The organism is Actinomadura sp. RB99 (genome assembly GCF_014706005.1).
Lineage (GTDB): Bacteria > Actinomycetota > Actinomycetes > Streptosporangiales > Streptosporangiaceae > Spirillospora.
This window is the reverse complement of record NZ_JABMCA010000094.1, coordinates 1-24,239: the sequence shown is the minus strand read 5'-3', so window position 1 is coordinate 24,239 and position 24,239 is coordinate 1. Positions and strand designations below refer to the sequence as shown.

Annotated in this window: 23 protein-coding genes, 9 tRNA genes and 1 pseudogene; 20 read left to right on the top strand and 13 right to left on the bottom strand. The window is 74.1% G+C overall.

Going from position 1 to position 24,239, the window contains the following annotated elements; all coding sequences use genetic code 11:
* Window positions 1-29 precede the first annotated feature (29 nt).
* Entirely contained in the window at window positions 30-1,676 is a 1,647-nt protein-coding gene (locus tag amrb99_RS44390; RefSeq protein WP_241756507.1) for a ubiquinol-cytochrome c reductase cytochrome b subunit, read from the bottom strand.
* Between the two features lie 78 nt (window positions 1,677-1,754).
* Window positions 1,755-2,609, bottom strand: coding sequence for a LysR family transcriptional regulator (locus tag amrb99_RS44385; RefSeq protein WP_190868027.1), 855 nt, complete (start codon window positions 2,607-2,609; stop codon window positions 1,755-1,757).
* 750 nt (window positions 2,610-3,359) lie between these two features.
* Between amrb99_RS44385 and amrb99_RS51990 the strand changes: the two genes are divergently transcribed.
* Window positions 3,360-3,575, top strand: a complete 216-nt coding sequence (locus amrb99_RS51990; protein ID WP_347257125.1) for an EamA family transporter — start codon at window positions 3,360-3,362, stop codon at window positions 3,573-3,575.
* A gap of 20 nt (window positions 3,576-3,595) precedes the next feature.
* On the opposite strand, the gene amrb99_RS44375 is transcribed toward amrb99_RS51990, so the two are convergent.
* On the bottom strand, window positions 3,596-4,474 hold the full coding sequence (locus amrb99_RS44375; protein ID WP_190868025.1) for a LysR family transcriptional regulator: 879 nt from the start codon (window positions 4,472-4,474) through the stop codon (window positions 3,596-3,598).
* 95 nt (window positions 4,475-4,569) lie between these two features.
* On the opposite strand from amrb99_RS44375, the gene amrb99_RS44370 reads away from it, so the two are divergent.
* Complete coding sequence (locus amrb99_RS44370; RefSeq protein WP_190868023.1) at window positions 4,570-5,940, top strand: MFS transporter; 1,371 nt, start codon at window positions 4,570-4,572, stop codon at window positions 5,938-5,940.
* Between the two features lie 45 nt (window positions 5,941-5,985).
* On the opposite strand, the gene amrb99_RS44365 is transcribed toward amrb99_RS44370, so the two are convergent.
* From amrb99_RS44365 to amrb99_RS44350, 4 genes are all read right to left on the bottom strand, one after another.
* Window positions 5,986-7,125 (bottom strand): PrsW family intramembrane metalloprotease, encoded by a 1,140-nt coding sequence (locus amrb99_RS44365; protein WP_190868021.1) that lies wholly within the window; start codon window positions 7,123-7,125, stop codon window positions 5,986-5,988.
* The gene (locus amrb99_RS44360; RefSeq protein ID WP_190868019.1) at window positions 7,122-7,679 is read right to left on the bottom strand and encodes a hypothetical protein; all 558 of its coding nucleotides are present in this window, start codon (window positions 7,677-7,679) and stop codon (window positions 7,122-7,124) included. Before amrb99_RS44360 ends, amrb99_RS44365 begins: the two co-directional genes overlap by 4 nt.
* Window positions 7,680-7,764: 85 nt before the next feature.
* Window positions 7,765-8,583, bottom strand: coding sequence for a pentapeptide repeat-containing protein (locus tag amrb99_RS44355; protein WP_190868017.1), 819 nt, complete (start codon window positions 8,581-8,583; stop codon window positions 7,765-7,767).
* Window positions 8,584-8,673: 90 nt separating this feature from the next.
* Window positions 8,674-9,384 (bottom strand): 2OG-Fe(II) oxygenase, encoded by a 711-nt coding sequence (locus tag amrb99_RS44350; RefSeq protein ID WP_190868015.1) that lies wholly within the window; start codon window positions 9,382-9,384, stop codon window positions 8,674-8,676.
* 224 nt (window positions 9,385-9,608) lie between these two features.
* Between amrb99_RS44350 and amrb99_RS44345 the strand changes: the two genes are divergently transcribed.
* The 11 genes from amrb99_RS44345 (at window position 9,609) to amrb99_RS44295 (ending at window position 11,804) form a co-directional block, all read left to right on the top strand.
* A complete protein-coding gene (locus tag amrb99_RS44345) occupies window positions 9,609-10,403 on the top strand; it encodes a putative protein N(5)-glutamine methyltransferase (RefSeq protein WP_190868013.1) in 795 nt (264 codons plus the stop codon).
* Window positions 10,404-10,456: 53 nt separating this feature from the next.
* Window positions 10,457-10,594 carry an LPFR motif small protein gene (locus tag amrb99_RS44340; protein ID WP_190868011.1) on the top strand — a complete coding sequence of 46 codons (138 nt, stop codon included), beginning with the start codon at window positions 10,457-10,459 and terminating at the stop codon, window positions 10,592-10,594.
* 380 nt (window positions 10,595-10,974) lie between these two features.
* A tRNA-Ala gene (locus amrb99_RS44335) sits at window positions 10,975-11,047 on the top strand.
* A gap of 33 nt (window positions 11,048-11,080) precedes the next feature.
* Window positions 11,081-11,153 (top strand) — tRNA-Pro (locus amrb99_RS44330).
* Window position 11,154: 1 nt separating this feature from the next.
* A tRNA-Phe gene (locus amrb99_RS44325) sits at window positions 11,155-11,226 on the top strand.
* 5 nt (window positions 11,227-11,231) lie between these two features.
* Window positions 11,232-11,303, top strand: a tRNA-Arg gene (locus amrb99_RS44320).
* Between the two features lie 25 nt (window positions 11,304-11,328).
* Window positions 11,329-11,401: transfer RNA gene (locus tag amrb99_RS44315), tRNA-Gly, on the top strand.
* Window positions 11,402-11,426: 25 nt separating this feature from the next.
* Window positions 11,427-11,497 (top strand) — tRNA-Lys (locus amrb99_RS44310).
* Window positions 11,498-11,520: 23 nt separating this feature from the next.
* Window positions 11,521-11,592, top strand: a tRNA-Gln gene (locus tag amrb99_RS44305).
* A gap of 29 nt (window positions 11,593-11,621) precedes the next feature.
* Window positions 11,622-11,696, top strand: a tRNA-Ile gene (locus amrb99_RS44300).
* A 35-nt stretch (window positions 11,697-11,731) separates the two neighbouring features.
* A tRNA-Val gene (locus amrb99_RS44295) sits at window positions 11,732-11,804 on the top strand.
* 35 nt (window positions 11,805-11,839) lie between these two features.
* On the opposite strand, the gene amrb99_RS44290 is transcribed toward amrb99_RS44295, so the two are convergent.
* Both amrb99_RS44290 and kdgD read right to left on the bottom strand, forming a co-directional pair.
* Window positions 11,840-12,988: a mandelate racemase/muconate lactonizing enzyme family protein gene (locus amrb99_RS44290; RefSeq protein WP_190868009.1), complete on the bottom strand. Its 1,149-nt coding sequence runs from the start codon at window positions 12,986-12,988 to the stop codon at window positions 11,840-11,842.
* A gap of 1 nt (window position 12,989) precedes the next feature.
* Window positions 12,990-13,904, bottom strand: a complete 915-nt coding sequence (kdgD, locus tag amrb99_RS44285; protein ID WP_190868007.1) for a 5-dehydro-4-deoxyglucarate dehydratase — start codon at window positions 13,902-13,904, stop codon at window positions 12,990-12,992.
* Window positions 13,905-13,979: 75 nt separating this feature from the next.
* On the opposite strand from kdgD, the gene amrb99_RS44280 reads away from it, so the two are divergent.
* From amrb99_RS44280 to amrb99_RS44270, 3 genes are all read left to right on the top strand, one after another.
* Window positions 13,980-14,855: a LysR substrate-binding domain-containing protein gene (locus amrb99_RS44280; RefSeq protein ID WP_190868004.1), complete on the top strand. Its 876-nt coding sequence runs from the start codon at window positions 13,980-13,982 to the stop codon at window positions 14,853-14,855.
* A 129-nt stretch (window positions 14,856-14,984) separates the two neighbouring features.
* Entirely contained in the window at window positions 14,985-16,151 is a 1,167-nt protein-coding gene (locus amrb99_RS44275) for an acyl-CoA dehydrogenase (RefSeq protein WP_190868003.1), read from the top strand.
* A 153-nt stretch (window positions 16,152-16,304) separates the two neighbouring features.
* Complete coding sequence (locus tag amrb99_RS44270) at window positions 16,305-17,108, top strand: SAM-dependent methyltransferase (protein ID WP_190868001.1); 804 nt, start codon at window positions 16,305-16,307, stop codon at window positions 17,106-17,108.
* Here the strand turns inward: amrb99_RS44270 and amrb99_RS44265 are convergent.
* Together amrb99_RS44265 and amrb99_RS44260 are read right to left on the bottom strand one after the other, a co-directional pair.
* A complete protein-coding gene (locus tag amrb99_RS44265) occupies window positions 17,105-17,968 on the bottom strand; it encodes a hypothetical protein (protein ID WP_190867999.1) in 864 nt (287 codons plus the stop codon). The two genes, amrb99_RS44270 and amrb99_RS44265, sit on opposite strands and share 4 nt — an antisense overlap.
* 83 nt (window positions 17,969-18,051) lie before the next feature.
* A complete protein-coding gene (locus tag amrb99_RS44260) occupies window positions 18,052-18,942 on the bottom strand; it encodes a helix-turn-helix transcriptional regulator (RefSeq protein WP_190867997.1) in 891 nt (296 codons plus the stop codon).
* A 163-nt stretch (window positions 18,943-19,105) separates the two neighbouring features.
* Between amrb99_RS44260 and amrb99_RS44255 the strand changes: the two genes are divergently transcribed.
* On the top strand, window positions 19,106-19,507 hold the full coding sequence (locus tag amrb99_RS44255) for a nuclear transport factor 2 family protein (protein WP_190867995.1): 402 nt from the start codon (window positions 19,106-19,108) through the stop codon (window positions 19,505-19,507).
* Window positions 19,508-19,605: 98 nt separating this feature from the next.
* On the top strand, window positions 19,606-20,556 hold the full coding sequence (locus amrb99_RS44250; RefSeq protein WP_190867993.1) for a ribose-phosphate diphosphokinase: 951 nt from the start codon (window positions 19,606-19,608) through the stop codon (window positions 20,554-20,556).
* 13 nt (window positions 20,557-20,569) lie between these two features.
* On the opposite strand, the pseudogene amrb99_RS44245 reads toward amrb99_RS44250, so the two are convergent.
* Window positions 20,570-20,818, bottom strand: a pseudogene (locus tag amrb99_RS44245) (GIY-YIG nuclease family protein); the annotation flags it as partial.
* Between the two features lie 82 nt (window positions 20,819-20,900).
* Entirely contained in the window at window positions 20,901-21,221 is a 321-nt protein-coding gene (locus amrb99_RS44240; RefSeq protein WP_190867992.1) for a hypothetical protein, read from the bottom strand.
* Between the two features lie 88 nt (window positions 21,222-21,309).
* On the opposite strand from amrb99_RS44240, the gene amrb99_RS44235 reads away from it, so the two are divergent.
* Entirely contained in the window at window positions 21,310-22,002 is a 693-nt protein-coding gene (locus tag amrb99_RS44235) for a YdcF family protein (protein ID WP_190867990.1), read from the top strand.
* Window positions 22,003-22,021: 19 nt separating this feature from the next.
* A complete protein-coding gene (locus amrb99_RS44230; RefSeq protein ID WP_190867988.1) occupies window positions 22,022-24,178 on the top strand; it encodes a molybdopterin-dependent oxidoreductase in 2,157 nt (718 codons plus the stop codon).
* Window positions 24,179-24,239 lie beyond the last annotated feature (61 nt).

The following is a 24,239-nucleotide window of genomic DNA, read 5'->3' as shown; positions in this document are numbered from 1 at the left end:
CCCATGAACGGCGCCGGGGGCCTCCGGGGTCAGGAGCCTTCCTTCTTCTCCTTCTCCACGGCGCCGTCGCGCTTGAGGTCGCCCTGCCCGCCGCCGTGCGACTCGGTCTGGTAGTTGAGGTAGAACCGGTTGGTGCGGGTCCGGACCTGCGTGCGGACGCGGCCGGGCGTCGGCAGCGGGATGATGTGGTGCGGGTAGGCCGCGACCAGCTCGCGGGGCTGCCGGGTCCGCAGGATGGCCGCCTCCTCCGGCGCGGACCGCTCGTGCCGCTCGACGTACCCGCCCTCGGGCGTCAGCGAGATCAGCCCGCTCTCCACGCCCTCCTCGCGCTTCTGCAGGTCGCGGCGTTGCAGGCTGAGGCAGACGCGGCGGGCGACGACGAACGCGAGCACCGGGAGGACGAAGAACCCGACGCGGAAGAACCACGTCGTCCAGAACAGCGGGATCTCGAAGGCGTTGGAGAGGATGTCGTTCCCGCCGGCCGCCCACAGGTTGCCGTACCAGGCGATGACGCCGGCGCCGATCGCCGTGCGGGTCGCGGCGTTGCGCGGGCGGTCGAGCAGATGGTGGATGCGTTCGTCGCCGGTCGCCCATCTCTCGAAGAACGGGTACAGGCCGATGAGGGTGAAGAACACGCCGGGCAGGACGACGGCGGGCAGCAGCACGTTCCAGCCGATGGTGTGCCCGGCGACGGTCGTCGAGAGCGGTCCCATGATGCGCAGCGAGCCTTCGAGGAAGGCGATGTACCAGTCGGGCTGCGACCCGAACGACACCTGGTCCGGATCGTAGGGCCCGTACAGCCAGACCGGGTTGATCTGCGCGAACGTCGCCAGGGCGGCCAGGAACCCGAAGGTGTAGAGGAAGTAGGCGCCGCTCTGCGCCATGAAGCTCGGGAAGGTCGGCTCGCCCTGCACCGCCTGCTCGCGGCGCCCCTTGCCGGGCCACTGGGTGTGCGTCTGGTGCCAAAGGATCATCAGGTGCGCGGTGATGAGCGCGAGCAGGATCGCGGGGATCAGCAGGATGTGCACGGTGAACAGCCGCGGGACGAAGCTCTCGCTCGCCGGGAACTCGCCGCCGAACATCCAGAGCATCAGGTACGTGCCGACGACCGGGATCGAGAGCACGATGCCCTCGGCGATGCGCAGCCCGGTGCCCGACAGCAGGTCGTCGGGCAGGGAGTAGCCGGCGAACCCCTCCAGGACCGCCAGCGTGAACAGGGTGACCCCGATCACCCAGTTGATCTCGCGCGGCTTGCGGAACGCGCCGGTGAAGAAGATCCGCAGCAGGTGGACGCAGATCGCCGCGAGGAACAGGTTCGCGGCCCAGTGGTGGATCTGCCGCATCAGCAGCCCGCCGCGCACGTCGAACGACAGGTCCAGCGTCGACGCGTACGCATCGCTCATCTTCACGCCGCGCAGCTGGGAGTAGGAGCCGTTGTAGACGATCTCCGTGCCGCTCGGCCGGAAGAACAGGGTGAGGTAGACGCCGGTCAGGATGAGGACGATGAAGGAGTAGAGCGCGATCTCGCCGAGCAGGAACGTCCAGTGCTTGGGGAACGCCTTGCCGAGGTTGGTGCGCAGGAAGGTGGTCGACCCGAGCCGGTCGTTCACGCCGTAGACCAGCTTCCAGCCCGCCGGCATCCGCTGCTTCCCCCCGCCCCGGCCCCGCCCCGCCATCGCACTCCTCCTGATCAAGCGGACTGTCCGCTGGGCGGGTACCCGAGGGGGCGGGCCACAAACGGCGAGGCCGGAGGCTCAGCCGTCCCGGTACAGCTCGGTGAGCAGCTCGACGGCGTGCCGGGCGGCGGGGTGCGGGTCGTCGTGCCACCACGCGAGGCGGACGGCGATGGGCGCGGCGTCGCGCAGCGGCCGGTAGACGACGCCGGGCCGCCGGTACTGGTCGACGGTGCTGCGGGCCGTGACGCCGACGCAGCCGCCGGCCGCGACGGCGGCGAGCCAGTCGTCGATGTCGGCGGTGTGCCGGGTCGCGGGCCGGGTGTCGGGCGGCCACAGGTCCACGGTGGTGGTGCCGGTGCGGCGGTCGACGAGCAGGGTGCGGCCGGCGATGTCGGCGAGCCGGATCGAGCGGCGCCGCGCCCACGGGTCGTCCGCCGCCATCGCGCAGTACCGGGGTTCGAGGCCGACGACCACGGAGTCGAAGCGGCGCGGGTCGGGGGCGACGCGCACCACGGCGATGTCGCAGGCGCCCTCGGCGAGCCCGCCGGTCGCGGTGTTGGTGCGGACGAGCCGCAGGTCGATGTGGGGCCAGCGGCGCGGCCAGAGCCGCTGGAAGGCGACGGTGTGCCGGCCCATCGCGGACCACGCGTACCCGATCCGCAGCCGGGCGTGCCCGCTCGTCGCCTCCGCCACCAGGTCGTCGGCCTCGGCGAGCAGCCGCCGTGCCCGCGCGAGGACGCGGACGCCGGTGGCGGTCGGGGTCACGCTGCGGCTGGTGCGGCGCAGCAGCCGGACGTCGAGGGCCCGTTCCAGGGACGCGAGGGTCCGCGACACGGCCGCCTGCGAGACGCCGAGATCGATCGCGGCGTCGGTGAACGTGCCCGCGTCCGCGATGGCGACGAGGACCCTCAGCTGCCGGAGCTCGACATCCATGACTCAAGCGTATAGAAGGCCGCTGGCATGCATTTTGCGCAACCGACGGGCCGCCGCATGCTCGGGGCATGGAGACCGGCGGCTCGGTGGAGACCAGGACGGAACCGCGGCGCGACGTCCGGGCCGGAGGCGCGCGCGGCCGCCTCGCCGGGGTCGCGATGATGCTGGGCAGCGCCGCGTCCAACCAGACCGGCGCGGCGGTCGGCGCGCTCGCGTTCCCGGTCATCGGGCCCGCCGGGGTGGTGGCGGTGCGGCAGTGGGTCGCGGCGGCCGTCCTCCTCGCGGTCGGGCGTCCCCGCCTGCGCTCCTTCACGGCCGCGCAGTGGCGGCCGGTGCTGGCGCTCGCGGCGGTCTTCGCCACGATGAACCTCTCGCTCTACACCGCGGTCGGGCGCGTGGGCCTCGGCCTGGCCGTCACCTTGGAGTTCCTCGGGCCGCTGTCCGTCGCGCTGGCGAGCTCGCGCCGCCGCACCGACCTGGCGTGCGCCGCCGCCGTGGCCGCCGCCGTCGTCGCGCTGACCCGGCCGCGCCCCACCTCGGACTACCTCGGCATCGGCCTCGGGCTGCTCGCCGCCTGCTGCTGGGCCGGATACATCCTGCTCAACCGGTCCATCGGGCGGACGCTGGCGGGCGCGGAGGGGTCGGCCGCAGCGGCGGCGCTGTCCGGGCTCGTGTTCGTCCCGATCGGGGCGTTCGTCCTCGTCCGGCATCCGCCGACGGCGGGCGCGCTGGCCTGCGCGGGCGGCGGGCGTGCTGTCGTCGGCCGTCCCGTTCCTCGCCGACCTGCTGGCGCTGCGCCGCGTCCCGGCGCGGTTCTTCGGCGTGTTCATGAGCGTGAACCCGGTGCTGGCGGCGGTGGCGGGGCTGGTCGTCCTCGGGCAGGCGCTGCACTGGACGCAGTGGCTCGCGATCCTCGTCATCGTCACCGCGAACTCCGCGAGCGTGCTGACGGCGCGCGCCCCCTGACGTCCGGCGGCGAGGGGCCGTCAGGCGCTCGCCGCGTACAGCACCTCGCGCAGGCCGGGCATCGTCTCCCGGTCGGTGCGCCACACCAGGCGGAGGCTGAGGTCCGGCGCGTCGAGCGGGATGCGGGCGAGGGCGCCGGAGCCGAGCCGGTCCCGGACGGCGAACTCCGGCAGCAGCGCGATCCCGAGCCCCCGCTCAGCCCAGGACGCCATGACCGTCACGCTGCCCGCCCGCACCCGCTCGACGCCGGGCCCGATGACCCGCTCGCCGGCCAGCCAGAACGAGCAGGCCGGCACGTTCACCAGCAGCCGCTCGCCCGCCAGATCGGCTGCGGTCACCTTCGGCGCGGCGGCGAGCGGGTGGCCGGGCGCGGCGACCAGCGCGAGCGGGACCGGCTCCACGTCGACGAAGCCGAGCGGCGCGGGCGGCGGGGCGAAGCCGAGGTCGCCGAGCCCGGTGCCGGCGTCCAGCAGCAGCGCGGCCTCCAGGTCCCCGGCCGCGACGGCGCCGAGCAGCTGGTCGCGGGCGGCGTCCGCGCGGACCTCCACGCGCAGGCCGGGCCGCCGCTCGGCGACCCGCGCCAGCACCGACGGCACGTGCGTCGCCGCGATCGTCTCCAGCGCGCCGAGCCGCACCACCGGGGCCCCGCCCGCGACCTCGCGGCGCGCCTGCTCGGCCTGCCCCAGCAGCCGCCCGGCCCAGCCGCGCATCCGCTCGCCCGCCGCGGTCAGCCGCATCCCCTTCGGCCCGCGGTCGAACAGCGCGACGCCGAGGGACCGCTCCAGCGTCCGGATGTGCTCCGACACCGACGACGGCGCGAGGCCGAGCGCGTTCGCGGCGTCGGTGACGGTGCCGTGCTCGATGACGGCCTCGAAGGTTCGCAGCTGGCGCAGTTCCATGCCACGGCAACCCGCGCGGAGCGTTCGGATATTCCGAACGCGGCGTGCGGGCGGGCCGGTGGAGCGCGGGACCGCCGGTTCCGAGACTGGGCGTCATGAGCACGGTTCTCTCCCCGGACCCGGTGGCGGCCCCCGGCGCGCGGCGCCGCCCCGCCCTGTTCGGCATATCCCTCGGCTACTTCATGGTGCTGCTCGACACCACCGTCCTTTCGGTGGCCGAGCCCGACCTCGCCCGCTCCCTGCACGGGACGGTCGCGGGCCTGCAATGGGCCGTGACCGGCTACACCGTCGTGTTCGGCGCGCTGCTGCTGTCGGCCGGGGCCGTCGCCGACCGGTACGGCGCGCACCGCGCGTTCCGCGCCGGCATCGCCGTGTTCGGCGCCGCGTCGCTGCTCAGCTCGCTGGCGCCGGACCTGTGGACGCTGGTCGCGCTGCGGGCGGTGCTGGGCGCCGCCGCCGCGGCGTGCGTGCCCGCCTCGATGGCGATGATCAGCCGGCTCTACCCGGTGCCCGCCGAGCGCGCGAAGGCCGTCGCGGCGTGGGCGGCCACCAGCGGCGCGGCCCTCGCCGCCGGGCCGATCGCCGGCGGCGCCCTGGTCGGGCTGGCCGGCTGGCGGGCGATCTTCCTGATCAACGTGCCCCTCGCCGTCGTCGTCCTCGCCCTCGTCGCCGGTCCGCGGGTGCGCTGCCCGCGCGGCGACCGCACCATCGACTGGCCCGCCCAGGCCGTCGCCTGCGTCACGCTCGGGCTGCTCACCGACGCGCTCATCGCGCTCGGCTCCGGCGCCGCCGTCCACGCGGCCTGCTCGGCCGCCGGGACGGCCGCCGCCGCGGCCGCGTTCGCGATGCTGGAGCGGCGGAGCGCGGCGCCCGTGCTGGTCCCGGCGGTCCTGCGCGCGCCCGGCATGCCGGGGTCGCTGGTCGCGGGCGCGGCGGTCAACTTCGTGATGACCGGGGTGCTGTTCGTGCTCCCGCTGGTCTTCCAGGAGACGCTCGGGATGTCGGCGCTGCGGACCGGCCTCGCGTTCCTGCCGATGACCCTGCCGTTCGCGTTCAACCCGCTGCTCACCGGCCGGATCGTGGCGAGGACCGGGCCGCGCCCGCCCGTCCTCGCCGGGCTCGGCCTGCTCACCGCCGGCGGCGTGCTGCTCGGCGCCGTCATGGCCGCGGGCGCGTCCTACCCGGCGCTGCTCGCGGGCCTGCTGGGCACCGGGTTCGGCGTGTCGTTCGCGCTCCCGGCGCTGGCGACCCTGGTCGTCACCAGCGCGCCCGAGGGCACCGCGGGCGCCGCCGGAGGGCTGCTCAACGCGGTCCGCCAGCTCGGCGCGACCCTCGGCGTCGCGATCATGGGCGCGTTCGCGGCCGTCGGGCACCGGAACGGCCAGGCCGCCGAGGCTCTGTTCGTCGCCGCCGCCGTCTGCGCGGCCGCGCTCGCGGCGGCGTCCGTCCGGCGGCGCAGGAGCTGACGGCCGGGCGCTGCCGGTCGGAGGCTGCCGGTCGGGCGCAGTCGGTCAGGCGCTGTCGGGACGGGCGGTGTCCGGATAGGGACCCGGAGGGACGGCGCCCGGACGGGGCGGCCCCGCGCGGGCCGCCTCCAGCCGGCGCCGCAGGACGGCGATCTCCGCGCGGAGCCGGTCCGCCGCCTGCGGGTCCGGTTCGAGGCCGCCGAACCCGTCCTCCAGCAGGTCGAGCTCGGCGGTCCGCAGCCGGGTGAGCAGCCGCCGCGGCTCCCCGCCCGGCACGTCCCACCGCTCCTTGCGGCGCCACTTGCGGAAGGCCAGCACCCGGTCCTCGCCGGGGAGGAGCACGCCCCGCGCGGTCTCCTCGCGCGCCGCCCGCCGGAACCGGACGAGGTAGTGCCGCCGCGCCAGCCGGTACGCGACCACCGCCGCCAGCAGGATCGGCGCGCCCTTCACCGGCAGCAGCGCCGCGCCCGGCAGCAGCGGGGAGTCCCACCACGCGTGCAGGGCCATCGCGAGCACGACCGAGGCGAACGCGAGCGCGGCGGTGGCCCGGGACGCCCGCCCGAGCAGGCAGCCGAGGCCGGCGCCGCCGACCGCGGTCATCGCCCAGTGGCTCCACCAGGCGCCGCCGACCACCCGGCCGCCGAAGGTGAAGAACGCCGCGTTCGCGTCCTGTGTCCCGCCGGTCAGCACGATCGTGTTGAGCACGTACAGGAAGTCCTCGGCGATCTGGAACCCGAGCCCGACGAGCGCGCCGTAGCCCCAGCCGTCCAGCGGCCCCCGCACCGCGCACGGCACGATCAGCGCCAGCACCGCCACCCCGGCGAGCTTCAGCAGCTCCTCGTCGACCGGCGCGGCGATCGACGCGCCCCAGTCGGCGTTGAACTCCGCCCCCGCGGTCTTGGCGATGATCGCCTGGAAGGCGGCGTTGGCGGGCAGCGCGGTGCCGAACGCGGCCAGCCCGCCCCACGCCACCGCGATGAGCGCGTACCCGAGCGGGCGCGGCCGGACGGGATGCAGCCGCCGCAGCCCCCACACCCCGGCCGCGAGCACCGGCGCCAGCAGGACGAGCCCGGCCACCGCGCCCGCCGGGAACTCGCCGATCTGCGCGTCCATGGCCCGCACCGCGATCCAGAGCCCGAGCAGGCACATCACGGCCCAGAGCCAGAACGCGGGACGGCGCGTCATGGCGAGATCTCGACGCTGAGGACGATCGCCCGCACCTCGCCGGCCAGGCGCCCGTAGGCGTCCGGCGGGCCGGACGCGGTGACCGTCGCCCCGAGGTCGTCCCTGGTGAACACGGTCGCCGAGCCGATCTTGCCGTGGCCGGCGAGCGCGCCGGTCAGCCCGGGCATCCCGTGCCGGGTGGTCACGGCCGAGGGGCCGCCGCGCAGCTGCGCGCCGCCCATCGCGATGATCCGGCCGAGCCCGTCCCACAGCCGCCGGTTGTCAAGCGACCCCAGCGGGACGACGAGGTTCAGGTCGACCCTGACCTCCCCGCGGGTCACCTCGGCGTTGTTGGTCAGCGAGGAGCGCGCCTCGTCCAGCGCCCATCCGGCGGCGGGGACCGTGAACGTCACCGGGCGGACGCCCGCCCGCTCGGTGCCGACGGCGATGACCGTGCCCGCCGCGAGGGCGGTGCCGCCGCTGCCGAGCGCCTTGTCCACGAGGGGCAGCACGAGGCCGAGGATCAGCAGCACCAGGACCACGACCCCCGTGCCCCACCATCTCACCCGCGCCACGTGGCCCCCTCGATGCCGGTGCGCTGCGGAAATGCCCCCTCGAACGGGGACTAAACAAGATCATGCGGGCATCGGGCCGCGGGGGTCAGGCCGGCGCGGACGTCCAGCGGGCCGGGGCCGTGAGCGCGTCCGGCAGCCGGGTCGCGGCGTCGCCCCGCGCCGCGTCGGCCTGCGCCTGGGTGAGGAACAGCGCGCCGGTCAGGTCCGCGCCGGACAGGTCGGCGTCCCGCAGGTCCGCGCCGATCAGGTCGGCGTCCCGGAGGTCGGCCCCCTGCAGGTCGGCCGCGATCAGGTAGGCGCCGCGCAGGTTCGCGCCGCGCAGATCGGCGCCCCTCAGCCGGGCGCCGATGAGGTCGGCGCCGCGGTGGTTCCGCTTGCGGCCCGGAACCTTCGCCCGCACCTCCTCGCTGGCGCGCAGCAGCAGGACGTTGACCTTCTCCCGCACCGCGGCGACGTCCACGGCGGCGACCTCGGCGGGACCGCCGCGGGTCAGCGCTTCCGTCTCGTCCAGCGCCGTGCGGATCTCCGGGTGGACGGGCGCGGCGGCGGGCATCTCCAGCGCCGCCGCCAGGTACCAGAGGAGCTCGTGCAACTGCCGCATCACCGGGAACACCCGGAACATCGGCCCGGACACCTCGGGGCCCTGCCGCCAGTCCCGCCCGCCGAACGTCTCCTGCGACACCTTCTGGCCCGCGCCGAAGCAGTCGAAGACCGTGCAGCCCTGGAACCCGCGCTGCCGCAGCTCGGTGTGGATGCCGCAACGGAAGTCGGCGAGCAGGTTGCGGCACGGCCGCCCCGCTTCCTTGTCGACCGCGAAATCGGCCGACTTCGCGAACGGCAGGGCGACGCAGCACAGCCCGAAGCAGGCCCCGCAGTCGGCCTTCAGCGCGCTCTTCTCCACCATGAGCGACCCCCCGTCCTGGTCAGCACTCCATTGTCGCGCCCCCGGGACGGTGCCGTGACCGGTCTCAGCGGCCGGTCGCGGTGCCCGGTCTCAGGCCGCGTCGTGGAAGACCAGGCCGAGCGTCCGCCGGCGGCCCGACCGGACGACGCTGACGCCGTGCCGGACCGGCGACGCCGACCAGCCGCGCCGCGTCCGCACCGGACGGTCCCGGGTCGTGAAGACCAGGCCGCGGCCCCGGGGGAGGAGCGTCGCGGTGCCCCGCGACTGGGCGCGCGCCCGCTGCTCGACCATCAGGAACTCGCCGCCGGTGTAGTCGGCGCCCGGCTCGTCCAAACCGATCACGACCTGCAGCGGGAACACCAGGTCGCCGTACAGGTCGCGGTGCAGCGCGTTCCAGTCGTCCCGGCCGTAGCGCAGCAGGATCGGCGTGGGCTTGCGCTGGCCCGCGCGGTGGCACATGGCGAGCCATTCGGGCAGCGTCCCGGGCCACGGCGCGGGACGGCCGAGCCGGGCGGCCCAGTCGCGGGCGATCGGCAGCAGCCGCGGATAGAGCGCCTCCCGCAGCGCGGCGACGGGCTCGGGGAACGGCTCGGCGAAGTACCGGTACTGGCCCGCCCCGAAGCGGTACCGCTCCATGTCGATCGTCGAGCGGAACCGTCCCGCGTCGTCGTAGAGATCCGCGATCTCGGCGCACTCCTCCCCGGTCAGCAGCGGCGGGGTGAGCGCGCAGCCGTAGGCGTCCACCTCCGCGCCGATCGCCGCCCAGTCGCCGTCCGCGACCCTGTCCGCGTAGCCGCCCATGATGCGGGGCCTCCCTCGTCCGTTCCGTGCCTTTCCCGGTCAACACCGGGGCGGCCGGGGACGTTGCACCGGCTGCGGTAGCCTTTCCGGAGTCCGTTCCTGACCGACCGAGGAGGTGAGTCCCGTTCCTGCCCGTCCAGTCCGGGTGCTCCCGCCTCGCACGCGCGCGGCCGCCCGCTGTTAGGCGGCCGGGGAGCGCCCACCGGCCTCCCCGAAAGGCGCCCATGTCCGCTCAAGCCGCACCGCTCCTGCCGCCCGACTCCGTCGTCTCCGCCCTCCGCGCCGCCGGCTGCGTCTTCGCCGAGGACGAGGCGGAGCTGATCCTCTCCACGGCCCGCACGCCCGGGGAGGCGGCCGCGATGGTCCGCCGCCGGGCCGCCGGGCTCCCCCTCGAACACGTCGTCGGCTGGGCCGCCTTCCACGGGCTGCGGATCGCCGTCGAACCCGGCGTCTTCGTCCCGCGCCGCCGCACCGAGTTCCTCGTCGACCAGGCGGCCCGGCTCCTGCCGCCCCGCCCGGTCGTCGTCGACCTGTGCTGCGGTTCCGGTGCGCTGGGCGTCGCGCTCGTCGCGGGCCTGGACGCGTTCGAACTGCACGCCGCCGACATCGAACCGGCCGCGGTGCGGTGCGCCCGGCGCAACGTCGTCCCCGCGGGCGGCCGCGTCCACGAGGGCGACCTGTTCGACCCGCTGCCCGCCGGCCTGCGGGGACGCGTCGACGTCCTGCTGGCCAACGTCCCCTACGTCCCGACGGGCGAGGTCGGCCTGCTGCCCGCCGAGGCGCGGGCCCACGAGCCCCTCGTCGCCCTCGACGGCGGCGCCGACGGCCTCGACGTGCTGCGGCGCGTGGCCGCCGAGGCGCCGCGGTGGCTGGCACCCGGCGGGCACCTGCTGTTCGAGACCACCGAGCGGCAGGTCGCGGACGCCCTGGACGCCGTCGCCGGCGGCGGCCTCACCGCCGCCGTCGCGCGGTCCGACGAGCACTCCGCCACGGTGGTCGTCGGCGGGCGTCCCGTGTAAAACGCCATGTGCGGGTATGGGTTCCACCAGGTCGACGTGAAGGAGTGAGTCCCATGCGCCGCATCAGTGCAGCGCTCAGCGCCATCTTCGGAACGATCGTGGACATCGTGACCCTGCCGTTCCGGGTGCTGGCCCGGCTGCTGACCCCCTCCCGCGGGGGCCGTCCGGCCCGTACCCGCCGGCGCGCCTGACGTCCATCCCCCCGGATCGCCCCGGGTCCCTTTTCGGGGGCCCGGGGCGATTCGCGGTGAAAAGGTGTTGCGCATTCATTCCGCGTCCCGCACCATATGAGTAACGAACCGCACGGGACGAGCCGGAAGGGAGCCGCGGAGATGATCGGAACGGGCATCGCCAAGCAGGCGCCGCAGCCGCAGGGCCGCGCGTTCGCCGCTCGACCGCAGCGAGGTTTCGTCGTCCCCCAGGGCGCCCCCGGATAGGGCCGCAAGGTTCCGCCGGAGGCCGCCAGGGAGATGACCCGGCGGCCTTTTTCATGCTCGCCCGTCCATTCGCCGACTGTTCTTCCGATGCTGCCCGTATTCGAGGGGCATCGACAATTTAATCGCAGGTCCATGGGTCAGTAGCTCAATTGGGAGAGCGCCCGCCCCGCAAGCGGGAGGTTGCCGGTTCGAGTCCGGTCCGATCCACGGCGACGCCGGGCGTCCCGCCCGCGCGGACCACGGGAAGAAGGGGATGCGGTGCCCCGCCCGCCTTGGGAGCGGGAGAGACGCGGTTCGAGTCCGTGCTTCCCGACGGCCTTCAAGCTCATGGGGATGAGCGCCCGGCTGAAAACCGGGAGGACGAGGTTCGACTCCTCGGACGGCCGCGCAGACCTCTGTAGCTCAGTGGACAGAGCACCGCGCTACGAACGCGGGAGCCCAGGTTCGAGTCCTGGCAGGGGTACCGCGGAGCCCGCCGGCTCCGCTCGGCCGCACATGCCGAAATGGTTGAGGTACCTGGCTTCCACCCAGGGGTACCGGGTTCGATTCCCGGGTGCGGCTCGGTGCGAGGAACATCGAGGCACACGCCGCTCTCGTTCAATGGGAGGACTCCGGGCTCTTACCCCGGATATGGAGGTTCGACTCCTCCGGGCGGCACGGCGCGGGACCCGTTCCCGCGATGCTGGATGGTCTAACGGAAGGACGCGTGGCTCTGAACCACGAAAGTGCAGGTTCGAATCCTGCTCCAGCAGCCGGCCTTTCGCTCATGGGAAAGGCCCGATCCCCGGTGGCCCAGTCCGGTGAGGGCACCCGTATGATAAGCGGGCGATCGCTGGTTCGAATCCAGCCCGGGGGACGTCCGGAAACGGCGCACGGCCGTTTCCAAGACGGTGACCGGTAGCTCAGTCGGTAGAGCGGCTGTCTTACAAACAGCGGGTCGCAGGTTCGAATCCTGTCCGGTCAACCGAAGGGTGCCTCGCGCCTCACGGCCTCAGCGCCTCACGGCCGCGCGCCGACGCGGGTCCGCCGCGTCGTCCAGGCGCGGGCCTGCTCGCTGAGCGTGATGCCGAGCCCGGGGCGGGGCGGGACGTGCATCCGGCCGCCGCTGATCTCGAGCCGCTCGTCGAACAGCGGGTCCAGCCAGTCGAAGTGCTCGACCCAAGGCTCGGACGGGTACGCGGCGGCGAGATGGAGGTGGATCTCCATCGCGAAGTGCGGCGCGAGCCCGAGCCGGTGGTGGTCGGCGAGCACGGCGAGCCTCAGGAACTCGGTGATGCCGCCGATGCGCGGCGCGTCCGGCTGGAGGACGTCGGCGGCGCGCGCGTCGATCAGCGCGCGGTGCTCGGCGACGCTGGTCAGCATCTCGCCGGTCGCGATCGGGGTGTCGAGCGCGCGGGCGAGGTCCGCGTGGCCCTCGGCGTCGTGGGCGTCGAGCGGCTCCTCGATCCAGGTGAGGCCGAACTCCTCCAGCGCGCGGCCCATCCGCAGCGCCGCCGGCCGGTCCCACTGCTGGTTCGCGTCCACCATGAGCGGGACCGCGTCGCCGAGCCGCTCGCGGACGGCGGTCACGCGGCGCAGGTCCTCCGCGCGGTCGGGATGCCCGACCTTGATCTTGATGCCGCCGATCCCGGACGCCAGCGCCGCCGACGCGTTGTCCAGCACCTCCTCCAGCGGCGCGTGCAGGAACCCGCCGGAGGTGTCGTAGCAGCGGACGGAGTCGCGGTGCGCGCCGAGCAGCTTGGCCAGCGGCAGCCCCGCCCGCTTCGCCTTCAGGTCCCACAGCGCGATGTCGAACGCGGCGATCGCCTGGACGGCCAGGCCGCCGCGCCCCGCCGACGCGCCCGCCCACGCCAGCTTCGTCCAGAGCCGCCCGATGTCACGGGGGTCCTCGCCGATCAGCGCGGGCGCGATCTCGGCGGCGTGCGCGAACTGGCCGGGCCCGCCCGCCCGCTTGGCGTAGCCGAACCCGATCCCCTCGTGCCCGCCCTCGGTGCCGATCTCGGCGAACAGGAACACGACCTCGGTCATCGGGCGCTGCCGCCCGGTCAGCACCTTCGCGTCGCTGACCGGGACGGCGAGCGGCAGCGTGACCGAGGACAGCTCGACCCAGGCGACCCGGTCCAGCGTCGCCGCCCCGGCGCCGTGCACGTCAGAGCACCTTCTCCACGAGCGCGGCGAGGTCGGCGAACTCGGCGGCGGTCAGGTCGGTCAGCGGCGGGCGGACGGGCCCGGCGGGCCGTCCGGCGGCCCGCATCCCGGCCTTGACGATGCTGACCGCGTAGCCCTTGCCGCGGTTGCGGATCTCGCAGTACGGCAGCACGAACCCGTCGAGGCGGCGCCGCACCTCGTCCCGGTCGCGGGCGCGGACGGCCTTGTAGAACCCGAGCGCGAACTCCGGCGCGAAGTTGAAGATGGCCGAGGAGTAGGTCGTCACGCCCATCTCCAGGTACGGCAGCGCGAACGTCTCCGCGGTCGGCAGCCCGCCGATGTAGACGAGGCGGTCGCCGAGCCGCGACCGGATCCGCGTCATCAGCTCCAGGTCGCCGACGCCGTCCTTGAACCCGACGAGGTTCGGGCACTCCTCGGCCAGCCGCGCGACGGTGCCGTCCTGGTAGACGGCGTTGGAGCGGCTGTAGACCGTCACGCCGAGTCCGGTGGCCGCGCACACCGCGCGGACGTGCGCGGCGAGGCCGTCCTGCGGCGCCTCCGTGAGGTAAGGCGGGAACAGCAGGATCCCGTCGGCGCCCGCGCGCTCGGCGTCGCGGGCCATCTCGACGGCCGTGGCGGTGCCGTACCCGGCGGGCGCGATGAGCGGGACGCCGTCCGGGGTCTCGGCGGCGGCCGCCCGGACGACCCGTCCCACCTCGGCGGGGGTGAGGGAGAAGAACTCGCCGGTCCCGCCCGCGGCGAACAGGCCCGCGACGCCCTCGTGCCCGAGGCGCGCCACGTGGGCGCGGTAGGCGTCCTCGTCGAAGGACAGGTCGTCGCGGAAGTGGGTGACGGGGAACGACAGGAGCCCGGCGCCGAGCAGCCGGGCGGTCTCGTCGGGCGCGTGCTGGCTCATGGCCCGAGGCTAGGATGGCCGATCGATCCAGGTCCAACACGAAATTCGGATCCACTGATACCCGTAGGGAATCGTTTGTTCACCCTGACCCAGCTCGCGAGCTTCGTCGCCGTCGCCGAGGAGCTGCACTTCGGTCGCGCCGCCGAGCGGCTGCGGATGACGCAGCCGCCGTTGAGCCGGCAGATCCAGCTGCTGGAGGGCGAGCTGCGCGTGCGGCTGTTCGACCGGACGAACCGCTCGGTCCGGCTCACCCCGGCGGGCCGCGCGTTCCTGGACGAGGCGCGCCGCCTGCTGCACCAGGCCGAGCACGCCGCGCTGTCGGCGCGGCGCGTCTCGGCGGGGGAGGCGGGCCGGGTCGCCGTCGGGTTCACGGCCGCGAGCGCCTACGCCGCGCTCGGCCGGCTGCTGGACACCGCGCGGTCGGCGCTACCGGACGTCGAGATCGTCCTGCGCGAGATGGTGACGCGCGACCAGCTGCGGGCGCTCACCGAGGGCGGTCTCGACCTCGGCCTGGTCCGCCCGCCCGTCGCCGCGCCGGAGCTGGCGGAACGGGCCGCCGGCCGCGAGGCGCTGCTGGCCGCCGTGCCCAACGGGCACCCGCTCGCCGCTGGCGGCGGGCCCCTGCCGCTGGACGCCTTCGACGGGCAGCCGCTGATCATGTACTCGCCGGTCGAGGCGCGGTACTTCCACGAGCTGCTGGTCGGGCTGTTCCGCCGGGCGGGCGTCTCCCCGGTGTACGTCCAGTACCTGAGCCAGGTGCACAGCATCCTCGCGCTGGTGGACGGCGGATGGGGGCTCGCGCTCGTCCCCGAGGCGGCGGCGCGGCTGCGGTACGCGGGTCTGACGTTCCGCCCGCTGGAGCCGTCCGATCCGGCTCCGGTGGAGCTGAGCCTGGCGTGGCGGCGCGGGAACGACAACCCGGCCCTGGCCCGGCTGCTGGAACACCTCTGAAAGTGTGGCGACGGCCACCGTCCGGTGGCGCGTCGCCGCCTTGACCGGCCGCTCCCGGCTCGCTTATTTTGGCGTCCAAATATTGGTCGTCAAAGTAACGGTCGCGAGCACCGGCCGCCCGGAGGAACGATGAGCGACTTTCCCGCGTACGCGCCGTCGGAGGAGCAGGAGCTGCTGCGGGCGACGGTGCGTGAGCTGGCGGATGCCAAGATCGCGCCGTTCGCGGCGGAGGTGGACGAGGAGTCGCGTTTCCCGCAGGAGGCGTTGGACGCGTTGGTCGCCAATGACCTGCACGCGGTGCACGTGCCCGAGGTGTACGGGGGTGCGGGGGCGGACGCTTTGGCGACGGTGATCGTGATCGAGGAGGTCGCGCGGGCGTGCGCGTCGTCGTCGTTGATCCCGGCGGTGAACAAGCTGGGCACGGTGCCGGTGCTGCTGTCGGGCTCGGAGGAGCTGAAGAAGAAGTACCTGGGGCCGGTGGCGCGGGGGGAGGCGATGTTCTCCTATGCGTTGTCGGAGGCCGATGCGGGGTCGGACGCGGGCGGGATGAAGACCCGCGCGGTCCGCGACGGTGACCACTGGGTGCTCAACGGCGCGAAGATGTGGATCACCAACGCGGGGGTGTCGGAGTACTACACGGTCATGGCCGTCACCGACCCCTCTGCCGGGGCGCGGGGGATCTCGGCGTTCGTGGTGGAGAAGTCCGATCCGGGGGTGTCGTTCGGGCCCAAGGAGCGCAAGCTGGGCATCAAGGGGTCCCCGACCCGTCAGGTGATCCTGGAGGACGTGCGGATCCCGGGCGATCGGATCATCGGCGCCGAGGGCACCGGGTTCAAGACGGCGCTGGCCACGCTGGACCACACCCGCATCACCATCGCCGCCCAGGCGCTGGGGATCGCCCAGGGCGCGCTGGACTTCGCGCTCGGGTACGTCAAGGAGCGCAGGCAGTTCGGCAAGCCGATCTCTGATTTCCAGGGTGTGCAGTTCATGCTGGCGGACATGGCGATGCGGTTGGAGGGGGCGCGGCAGCTGACCTACCACGCGGCGATCAAGTCCGAGCGGGCGATGCACGGTGAGAAGGTCGCGGACCTGACGTTCGTCTCCTCGGCGTGCAAGGCGCTGGCCTCGGATGTGGCGATGGACGTCACCACCGACGCGGTGCAGCTGTTGGGCGGGTACGGGTACACGCGGGAGTTCCCGGTGGAGCGGATGATGCGCGACGCCAAGATCACCCAGATCTACGAGGGCACCAACCAGATCCAGCGCATGGTCATCGCCCGCCAGCTCCTCAAGTGAACCGCGACCCCCGTCCGCGACGGGGCCGCGACTGACGGGACCTCTCCCGGGGCCACCGCCGGGACGGCGGATGACGGCGAAAGGGCTGTCGCCGCCGGGGGAGTACCGCCAGGATGGTGGTGCCGGCGGTCCACCCCGGACGAGGGAGCGCGCATGAGCGGAACCGGGCCCGTACCCGAGATCGACACGAGCGTCTCGCACGTGGCGCGCATCTGGAACTACTGGCTGGGCGGCAAGGACAACTACCCCGTCGACCGGGAGGTCGGCGACCGGATCCTCGGGATGCTCCCCGACGTGGCGCGCCTCGCCCGCGCCTCCCGGCTGTTCCTCAACCGGGTGGTCTGGCACCTGGCCGCCGAGGCGGGCGTCCGCCAGTTCGTCGACATCGGCACGGGCCTGCCCACGGTCGACAACACCCACGAGGTCGCGCAGCGCGCCGCGCCCGACGCCAAGATCGTCTACGTGGACAACGACCCGCTGGTCCTCGCGCACGCGCAGGCGCTCCTCACCAGCACCCCCGAGGGCGCGACCGCCTACATCGACGCCGACCTGCGCGACCCGGACCGCATCATCGCGAAGGCCGCCGAGACCGTCGACCTCGACCGTCCGGTCGCGTTCACGCTGATGGGGATCCTGGAGTTCGTCACCGACGACGAGCAGGCGTACGCGGTCGTCCGGCGGCTGCTGGACGCGGTGCCGTCCGGCAGCTACCTCGCCATGTACGACGGGACGAATGTCGTCCACGGCGAGGCGTCCGACCGGATCGTCGACGTGTGGAACGCCTCCGGCAACGCCGGCCTGGTGCTCCGCACGCCCGAGGGCATCCGCCGCTTCTTCGACGGCCTCGAACTGCTGGACCCCGGCGTCGTCCCGGTGAACGAGTGGCGGCCCGAGGTGACCGTCGGGACCGAGCCGGAGCCCGTCGACGCCTACGGCGGCGTCGGCCGCAAGCCCTAGCCCCGGCCGCCGGGGGCCTCGTCCGCGTGCCCCAGGATCTCGGTGATCGCGAACGCCGCGTCGAGCCGCCCGCCCTGCACGGCGGCCTGGTAGTAGACGAGCGCGGCCTCCCCGTCCGCCGCCGCGCCGCTCCGGCCCGCCTGGTCGCCGAGCAGGTGGGCGCGGCGGGCCGCCTCCGCGGCGTCCAGCCCGTCGGGCGAGGCGTCCAGCAGGTCCAGCGCGCCGGGATGGCCGGCCGCCGCGGCCTCGATCAGCAGCGGGACGGTCTCCCCGCCGCGGGCCGGATCGGTGCCGAGCAGCACCGCGACCCGGTAGAGCGCGTCGGCGTCCCCGACCGCCGCACGGTCGAGCAGCGCCCGGCCGCGCGGGCCGTACCCGGCGACGGTCGCGCGCTGCGACTCCGTCAGCCGCACCGGCCGGACCGGCTCGCTCTCCGGCGGCGCGAGCACCCGCTCCGGCGCCGTGCCCTCCCGCGTGCCCTCCTGCTCCGCGGGCGGCCGAGGAAGCGGGACGTCCAGGTCCGGGGACCGGGCGGCGCGCAGGCGGGCCTGCCACGCGGGCAGCGACGCGGTGCCCGGATCGCCGTCGTGCACGCCGGTCTCCCAGGCGCGGCGCTGGCAGCAGAGCATGAAGCTCGCCACCCAGGCGGCGGTGGGGAGCCGCTTGCGCCGCCCAGCGAGCACGTCGAAGATCCCGGTCGTCGACAGCGACGGCAGGTCCCGCCGGCCGTAGAGCTCGCCGAGGTGCTCGGAGACCTCCGCGAGCTTGCGGTAGGGCGGCCGGTTGCAGGAGTCGTAGAGCGCGTTGAGCGCGCGGATGAAGGCGTCCGGCCCGGGGGGCCGGGAAGCGTCGTCGGTCATGTCTGGGCGCCCTTGCCGGCGGGGATCTGACCTGTCCGCCTTCATGCTGCCAGCCGGACGGCCAGGACGCGGCCGGTTCGCCATCACAGTCCGCGCAGGATCCGCCACAGGATCGTCTGCGTCGCGGTGGCGGGCGCGGCGGCCAGCACGAGCCGGTTGATCGTGTGCCAGTAGGGCACCGCGTCGGGCCCGGACGGGTACACCGCCCCGTTCAATCGTTCCACGTACACGACGTCGGGCAGTTCGGGCTGCGGCGGCCGCAGCAGCGCGAACGAGCCGCCGGCCACGGGCGGCGCCGAGGCCGCCGCCAGCGGCAGCACCTGGACGGTGACGTGCGGCAGGTCGCAGACGTCCAGCAGGTGCTCGAACTGCGCGAAGGCGACCGCCCGCCCGCCGGGCCCGCGCCGCAGCGCGGCCTCCTCGATCACCGCCCACAGCCGCACGGGCGCCGGCCTGTGCAGGATGCGGCGCCGGACGGCCCGCAGCTCGGCGAGCCGTTCCGCCTCCCCTGCGGTGCGGTGCTGACCGTACAGCGCGCGCGTGTACGCCTCCGTCTGCAGCAGGTCCGGGACGACCTGCGCCTCGTACGCGCGGATGAGGCCGGCCGACTGCTCCAGCTCCAGGTACGGCTGGTACCAGCGCGGGACCACGTCCCGGAACGCGTCCCACCAGCGGGCCGCGTTCGCCTGCCGCGCCAGGCCGAGCAGCGTGGCGAGCACGGCCCGGTCGGTGGCGCCGTACGCGGCGCACAGGTCGGCGACCTCGCGCAGCCGCAGCTCCGCCCGGCCCAGCTCCAGCCGGCGGATCCAGTCCCGCGACCGGCGGAGCACGGCCTCGGCGTCCTCCAGGCTGTGGCCGCCGGCCTCGCGCAGCCGCCGCAGCTGGGCGCCGAGGACCATCCTCGCCACCGTGGGGCCGGTCTCCCACTCCTCGTGGAAGCCGTCCCCGGCCTGTTCGGCCGCAACTGTGCCCATGCCTGCCTCTGCGCGGACGGCCGCGGGGGCGTTCCCCGCTGCACGCTAACCCAGCGCGGCACGGCGTGTCCCGCGGTTCGGCGGGCGTTGCCGCGCCGGACCCCGCTCGCTACGCTGGCACATAAACGGGGAGTTCCCCGTTTATGTGCCGAAAGGATGCCCCATGCCCCTCACCATCGAGGACCGGCTGGCGATCACCGACGTGATCTCGCTGCACGGCCACTACGCCGACGCCGGCGAGCTCGACCGCATGACGGAGCTGTTCACCGAGGACGTCGTCTACGACGTGACCGCCGCCGGCGGCGGCCTGATCCAGGGCCGCGCCGCGCTGAAGCAGGCGGGGCTGGACCTCGGCGACCGCAACCCGCTGGCCCACCACGTCACCAACGTCGTCGTGACCGGCGTGGACGGGGACCGCGCGCACGCCGTCTCGAAGGCCATCGCCGTGCTGCCGGAGCGCGGCTGCGTCAGCGCCACCTACGACGACACGCTGGTGCGCGACGGCGACGGGTGGCTGATCTGCCACCGCACGGTCCGCCCGCGCCGCACGCCCCTGACGCCCTGACCGCCCCCGCCGCGGCGGGGGCGGGGCGGCCGTGGCCGGCGGACCGGGCCGAATAGCATGTGCGAGGCCGCTGGAGTCGACCACGTGAGGAGCGGTTCGTGCGAGACATCGCCGTGTTCAGCGGGAGCGCCCACCCCGAGCTCGCCGCCGAGGTCTGCGCCCATCTGGGCGTCCCGCTGAGCCCGGCCCGGGTGTCCCGGTTCGCCAACGACTGCCTCGAGGTCCAGCTCCAGGCCAACTGCCGCGAGCGGGACGTCTTCCTCATCCAGCCGCTCGTCGCTCCCGTCCAGGAGCACCTCGTCGAGCTGCTCCTCATGTGCGACGCGGCGCGCGGCGCGTCCGCGAGCCGCATCACCGTCGTGATGCCGCACTACTCCTACGCCCGGTCCGACAAGAAGGACGCGCCGCGCATCTCGATCGGCGGCCGGCTCGTCGCCGACCTGCTCGTCGCGTCCGGCGCGAGCCGCGTGCTGGCCATGACGCTGCACTCGCCGCAGGTGCACGGCTTCTTCTCCGTCCCGGTGGACCACCTGCACGCGCTCCGCGAGCTCGCCGAGCACTTCCGGCGCTACGACCTGTCGCGCACCACCGTCGTCTCGCCCGACCTCGGCAACGCCAAGGAGGCCGCCGCCTTCGCCCGCCTGCTCGGCGTGCAGGTGGCGGCCGGCGCCAAGCAGCGCTTCTCCGACGACCGGGTGCAGATCAGCTCGGTCATCGGCGAGATCGCGGGCCGGGACGTGATCGTGCTGGACGACGAGATCGCCAAGGGCAGCACCGTGCTGGAACTGCTGGACCGGCTCCGCGAGCTCGGCCCCCGCACCATCCGCATCGCCTGCACCCACGGCCTGTTCTCGGCGGGCGCGCTGAAGCGCCTGTCCGCCGAGCCGGACGTGCTGGAGATCGTCTGCACCAACACCGTGCCCGTCCCGGAGGGCGAGCGCGGCGACAAGCTGCGGGTCCTGTCCATCGCCCCGGCCCTGGCCGAGGCGGTCCGCCGCATCCACAACGGCGAGTCGGTCAGCGCCCTCTTCGAGAACCCCCACCCCTGACCGGCCCCACCGCTCACCCCTTCCGCCCGGCGCGGTACTCGAGCGCCTCGGGGACCTCGTTGTACTCGAGCAGGTGGTTGCCCGCGATGCGTTCGAGCACCTCGCGGACCTCGGCGGGCGTCGCGTAGAAGAACTCCCGGCGAAGGTTGACCTGGTTGACGCGGCGCTCGGCGAACTCCTGATGCAGCCTGCCCTCCAACCCGACGGCATCGTCACTGAAAATGAGCGCGCGCCTCGCCGGGGTCCACCTCGATACCGATGTAGTCGGGGCGCGGCATGTCCTGCACCGTCATCGCTTCCTCGCAGTGTCGCGTCAGGGCGGTGCGAGGAGCCGGGGGCGGGGGTCAGAGGAGCATGTCGCTGCCGCCGGACTCCTCTTCGCCGTCGGTCGTGTGCTCGGGTTCGAGGTACTCGTCCTCGGGCCAGAGCTCGTTGGCGAGGAAGGCGAGGTACTCCTCGTCGTCCGGGTCGAGCTCGGCGGTCATGGACTCGGGGTGGACGCCGCCGGGGTCGGGGGAGGGGGCGGCCTCGGGGTCGGGAGCGGGGTCGGCGGCGGGCGCGGGCTCGACGGCGGGCGGCCCGTCCTGGGCGGGGGGCGCCGCGGGACGGAGCAGGCACAGGCCGAACAGGGCGGCCACTGACACCAGGACCAGGACTGTGATCACGACACCACCCCGTCCTTTCGCGGTCGAGTTCCACATGATTCTTGCGTAAGTAGCAAAACAGTTGAACGCTACCTGGACGACCTATCGGATGGGAGCCGACATGCGGGCCGCCGGAGACAATGGCGCTGTGGAGTCTCATGCGGCGGTCGACGAGCGGGCCCGCGAACTGGCCCGCGTCGTCTGGGATCACCTGGTGCTCACCGGCCCCCTCTCCAAGGCTGACGCGATCCTCGCGCTGGGGTGCCACGACACGCGGGTGGCGGCGCACGCGGCGAGGCTTTGGCATGCGGGATGGGCTCCGGTGGTGGTCGTCACCGGCGGCCGAGGCAAGATCACTTCGGCGTGGGCGGAGACGGAAGCCCAGGTTTTCGCGCGTGTGGCGCGCGAGCACGGGGTTCCGGACGGCGCTCTGCTGCTGGAGGAGACCGCCACCAACACGGGGGAGAACATCACCGCGACCAGACGGTTGCTTGACGGACGCCTCGATCTGCGGAGCGGGATTTTGGTCGCCAAGCCGTACATGACCCGGCGGGCACTGGCCACGGCGCGCAAACAGTGGCCCGAAGCGGACTGGATCGCGGCCTGCCCGGACCTCGGGTACGACGCGTACGGGACCGGGGACGACGAGCGGCGGTTCGTTGAACTGATGGTCGGCGATCTGCAGCGCATGGAGGTGTACGCCGAGCGGGGGTTCCAGGTGCCGATGCCGGTTCCGGCGGCGGTGTGGGCGGCGTACGAGGAACTCGTGGCGCTCGGATTCGACCGGCACGTGATCAGGTGACGGTGGCACAATCGGACGCATGGCGTCAGTGACCACTTACTGCCGGATCTGCGAGCCGCTGTGCGGGCTGGAGGTCACCGTCGAGGACGGGAAGGTCGTCCGGATCCGCCCCGATAAGGAGCACCCGCTGTCGAAGGGCTTCGCCTGCCCCAAGGGCATAGCGATGACCGAGGTCCAGAACGACCCGGACCGGGTCGTGCATCCGCTGCGGCGCCGCCCGGACGGCGAGTTCGAGCGGGTGGGCTGGGACGAGGCGCTCGGCGGCATCGCCGGGCGGCTGAACGCCCTGCGCCGCGAGCACGGCGGGTCGTCGATCGGCTGGTACTTCGGCAACCCTGCGACGTTCTCCTACAGCCATCCGCTGTGGCTGAACGGGTTCATGGCGGCGCTGAAGTCGCCGCACCTGTACTCGGCGGGATCGCAGGACGTGAACAACCGGTTCGCGGCGAGCGCGCTGCTGTACGGGGCGCCCGTGCTGGTCCCGATCCCCGACCTCAAGCGCACCGGCCTGCTGCTGATGCTCGGCGCGAACCCGCTGGTGTCGCACGGCAGCCTGATCACCGCGCCGCGCATCCGCGAGGACCTGTCGGCGATCGTGGCGCGCGGCGGGCGGGTCGTGGTCGCCGACCCGCGCCGGACCGAGACGGCCCGCGCCTACGAGCACCTGCCCGTCCGCCCGGACGGGGACGCCTGGCTGCTGCTGTCGATGCTCCACGTGATCTTCGAGGAGGGGCTCCAGGACCGCGCCGCCTGCGCGGGCCAGGCGTCCGGCGCCGAGGAGCTGCGGGCGCTCGCGGCCGGCTTCGCGCCCGAGGAGACGGAGGACCGCAGCGGCGTCCCGGCGGCGACCGTCCGGGAGCTGGCGCGCGATCTGGCGCGGGCCGAGCGGGCCGTCGTGTACGGCCGAACGGGCACCTGCCTCGGCCGGCACGGGACGCTGACGGCGTTCCTCATCGACGCCGTGACGCTGGTGACCGGCAACCTGGACCGTCCGGGAGGCGCCGTCTTCGGCGCCGCGCCGCTCTGGCTGGACGAGATCCTGCGGCTGTCCGGCCTCGCGAGCTACGGCCGGACCCGCTCGCGTGTCGGCGGATACCCGGACATCCTCGGCACCTTCCCGGCCGGGGTGATGGCCGAGGAGATCACCACGCCCGGTCCGGGACGGCTCCGCGCGCTGATCGTCTCCGGCGGCAACCCGGCGCTGAGCGTCCCGGGCGGCGAGGCGCTCGGCGCGGCGCTCGACGAGCTCGACCTGCTGGTCACCATCGACCTCTACGTCACCGACACCGGCCGCAAGGCCGACTACGTGCTGCCGGCGACCACGTTCCTGGAGCGCGAGGACCTGCCGCTGCCGTTCCTGCAGAACCACCTCACCCCGTACGTGACGTGGACGGAGCCGGTCGTCGCGCCGCGCGGGGAGGCCCGCCAGGAGTGGGAGATCATCGACGCGCTGGCCCGCCGGATGGGGATCGGCGTCGGCGCCTTCCCGCTGCAGCGGCTCGCGCACCGGCTGGGCGTCCGGCCGTCGCCGCGGTTCCTGGCGGACGCGCTGCTGCGCACGGGCCCGGCGGGGGACTGGTACGGCCTGCGACGGGTCCTCGGCAGGCGCGACGGGCTCAGCCTGCGCCGGCTGAGGAGGTCGCCGCACGGCGTCGTGCTCGCCGAGCACCAGCGGACGGGGACGCTGCGCCGCCGCATCCTGCACAAGGACAAGCGGGTGCACCTCGCCCCGCCGGAGATCGCCGCCGAGGTGCGGCGGCTGGCCGGGGCGCCGGAGCCGCCGGACGGCTTCCCGCTGCGGCTGATCGGCCTGCGCGAGATGCGCTCGCACAACTCCTGGATGCACAACGCGCCCGCGCTGATGCGCGGCGGGCGCGTCCAGACGGCGCGGATCAACCCGAAGGACGCGGCCGCGCACGGGATCGAGGACGGCGCGCCGTGCCGGATCGCGTCACCGCACGGGGCGATCGAGCTGACCGCGATGGTCACCGACGAGATGACCGAGGGCACCGTCGCGGTCCCGCACGGGTGGGGGCACCGGGGCGGCTGGCGGACGGCGAACGCGGCGGGCGGCGCGAACGTCAACGCGCTCGCGTCGCCGGATCCGGCGGACCTGGAGCCGCTGGCCGGGATGGCGTGGCTCAACGCCGTCCCGATCACGATCGGGCCGGCCTGACCGGCGCGGCGGCGGGGACGACCGGCCGGCCGGCGCGGTCGCGCGCCGGAGCCGGGCGCCG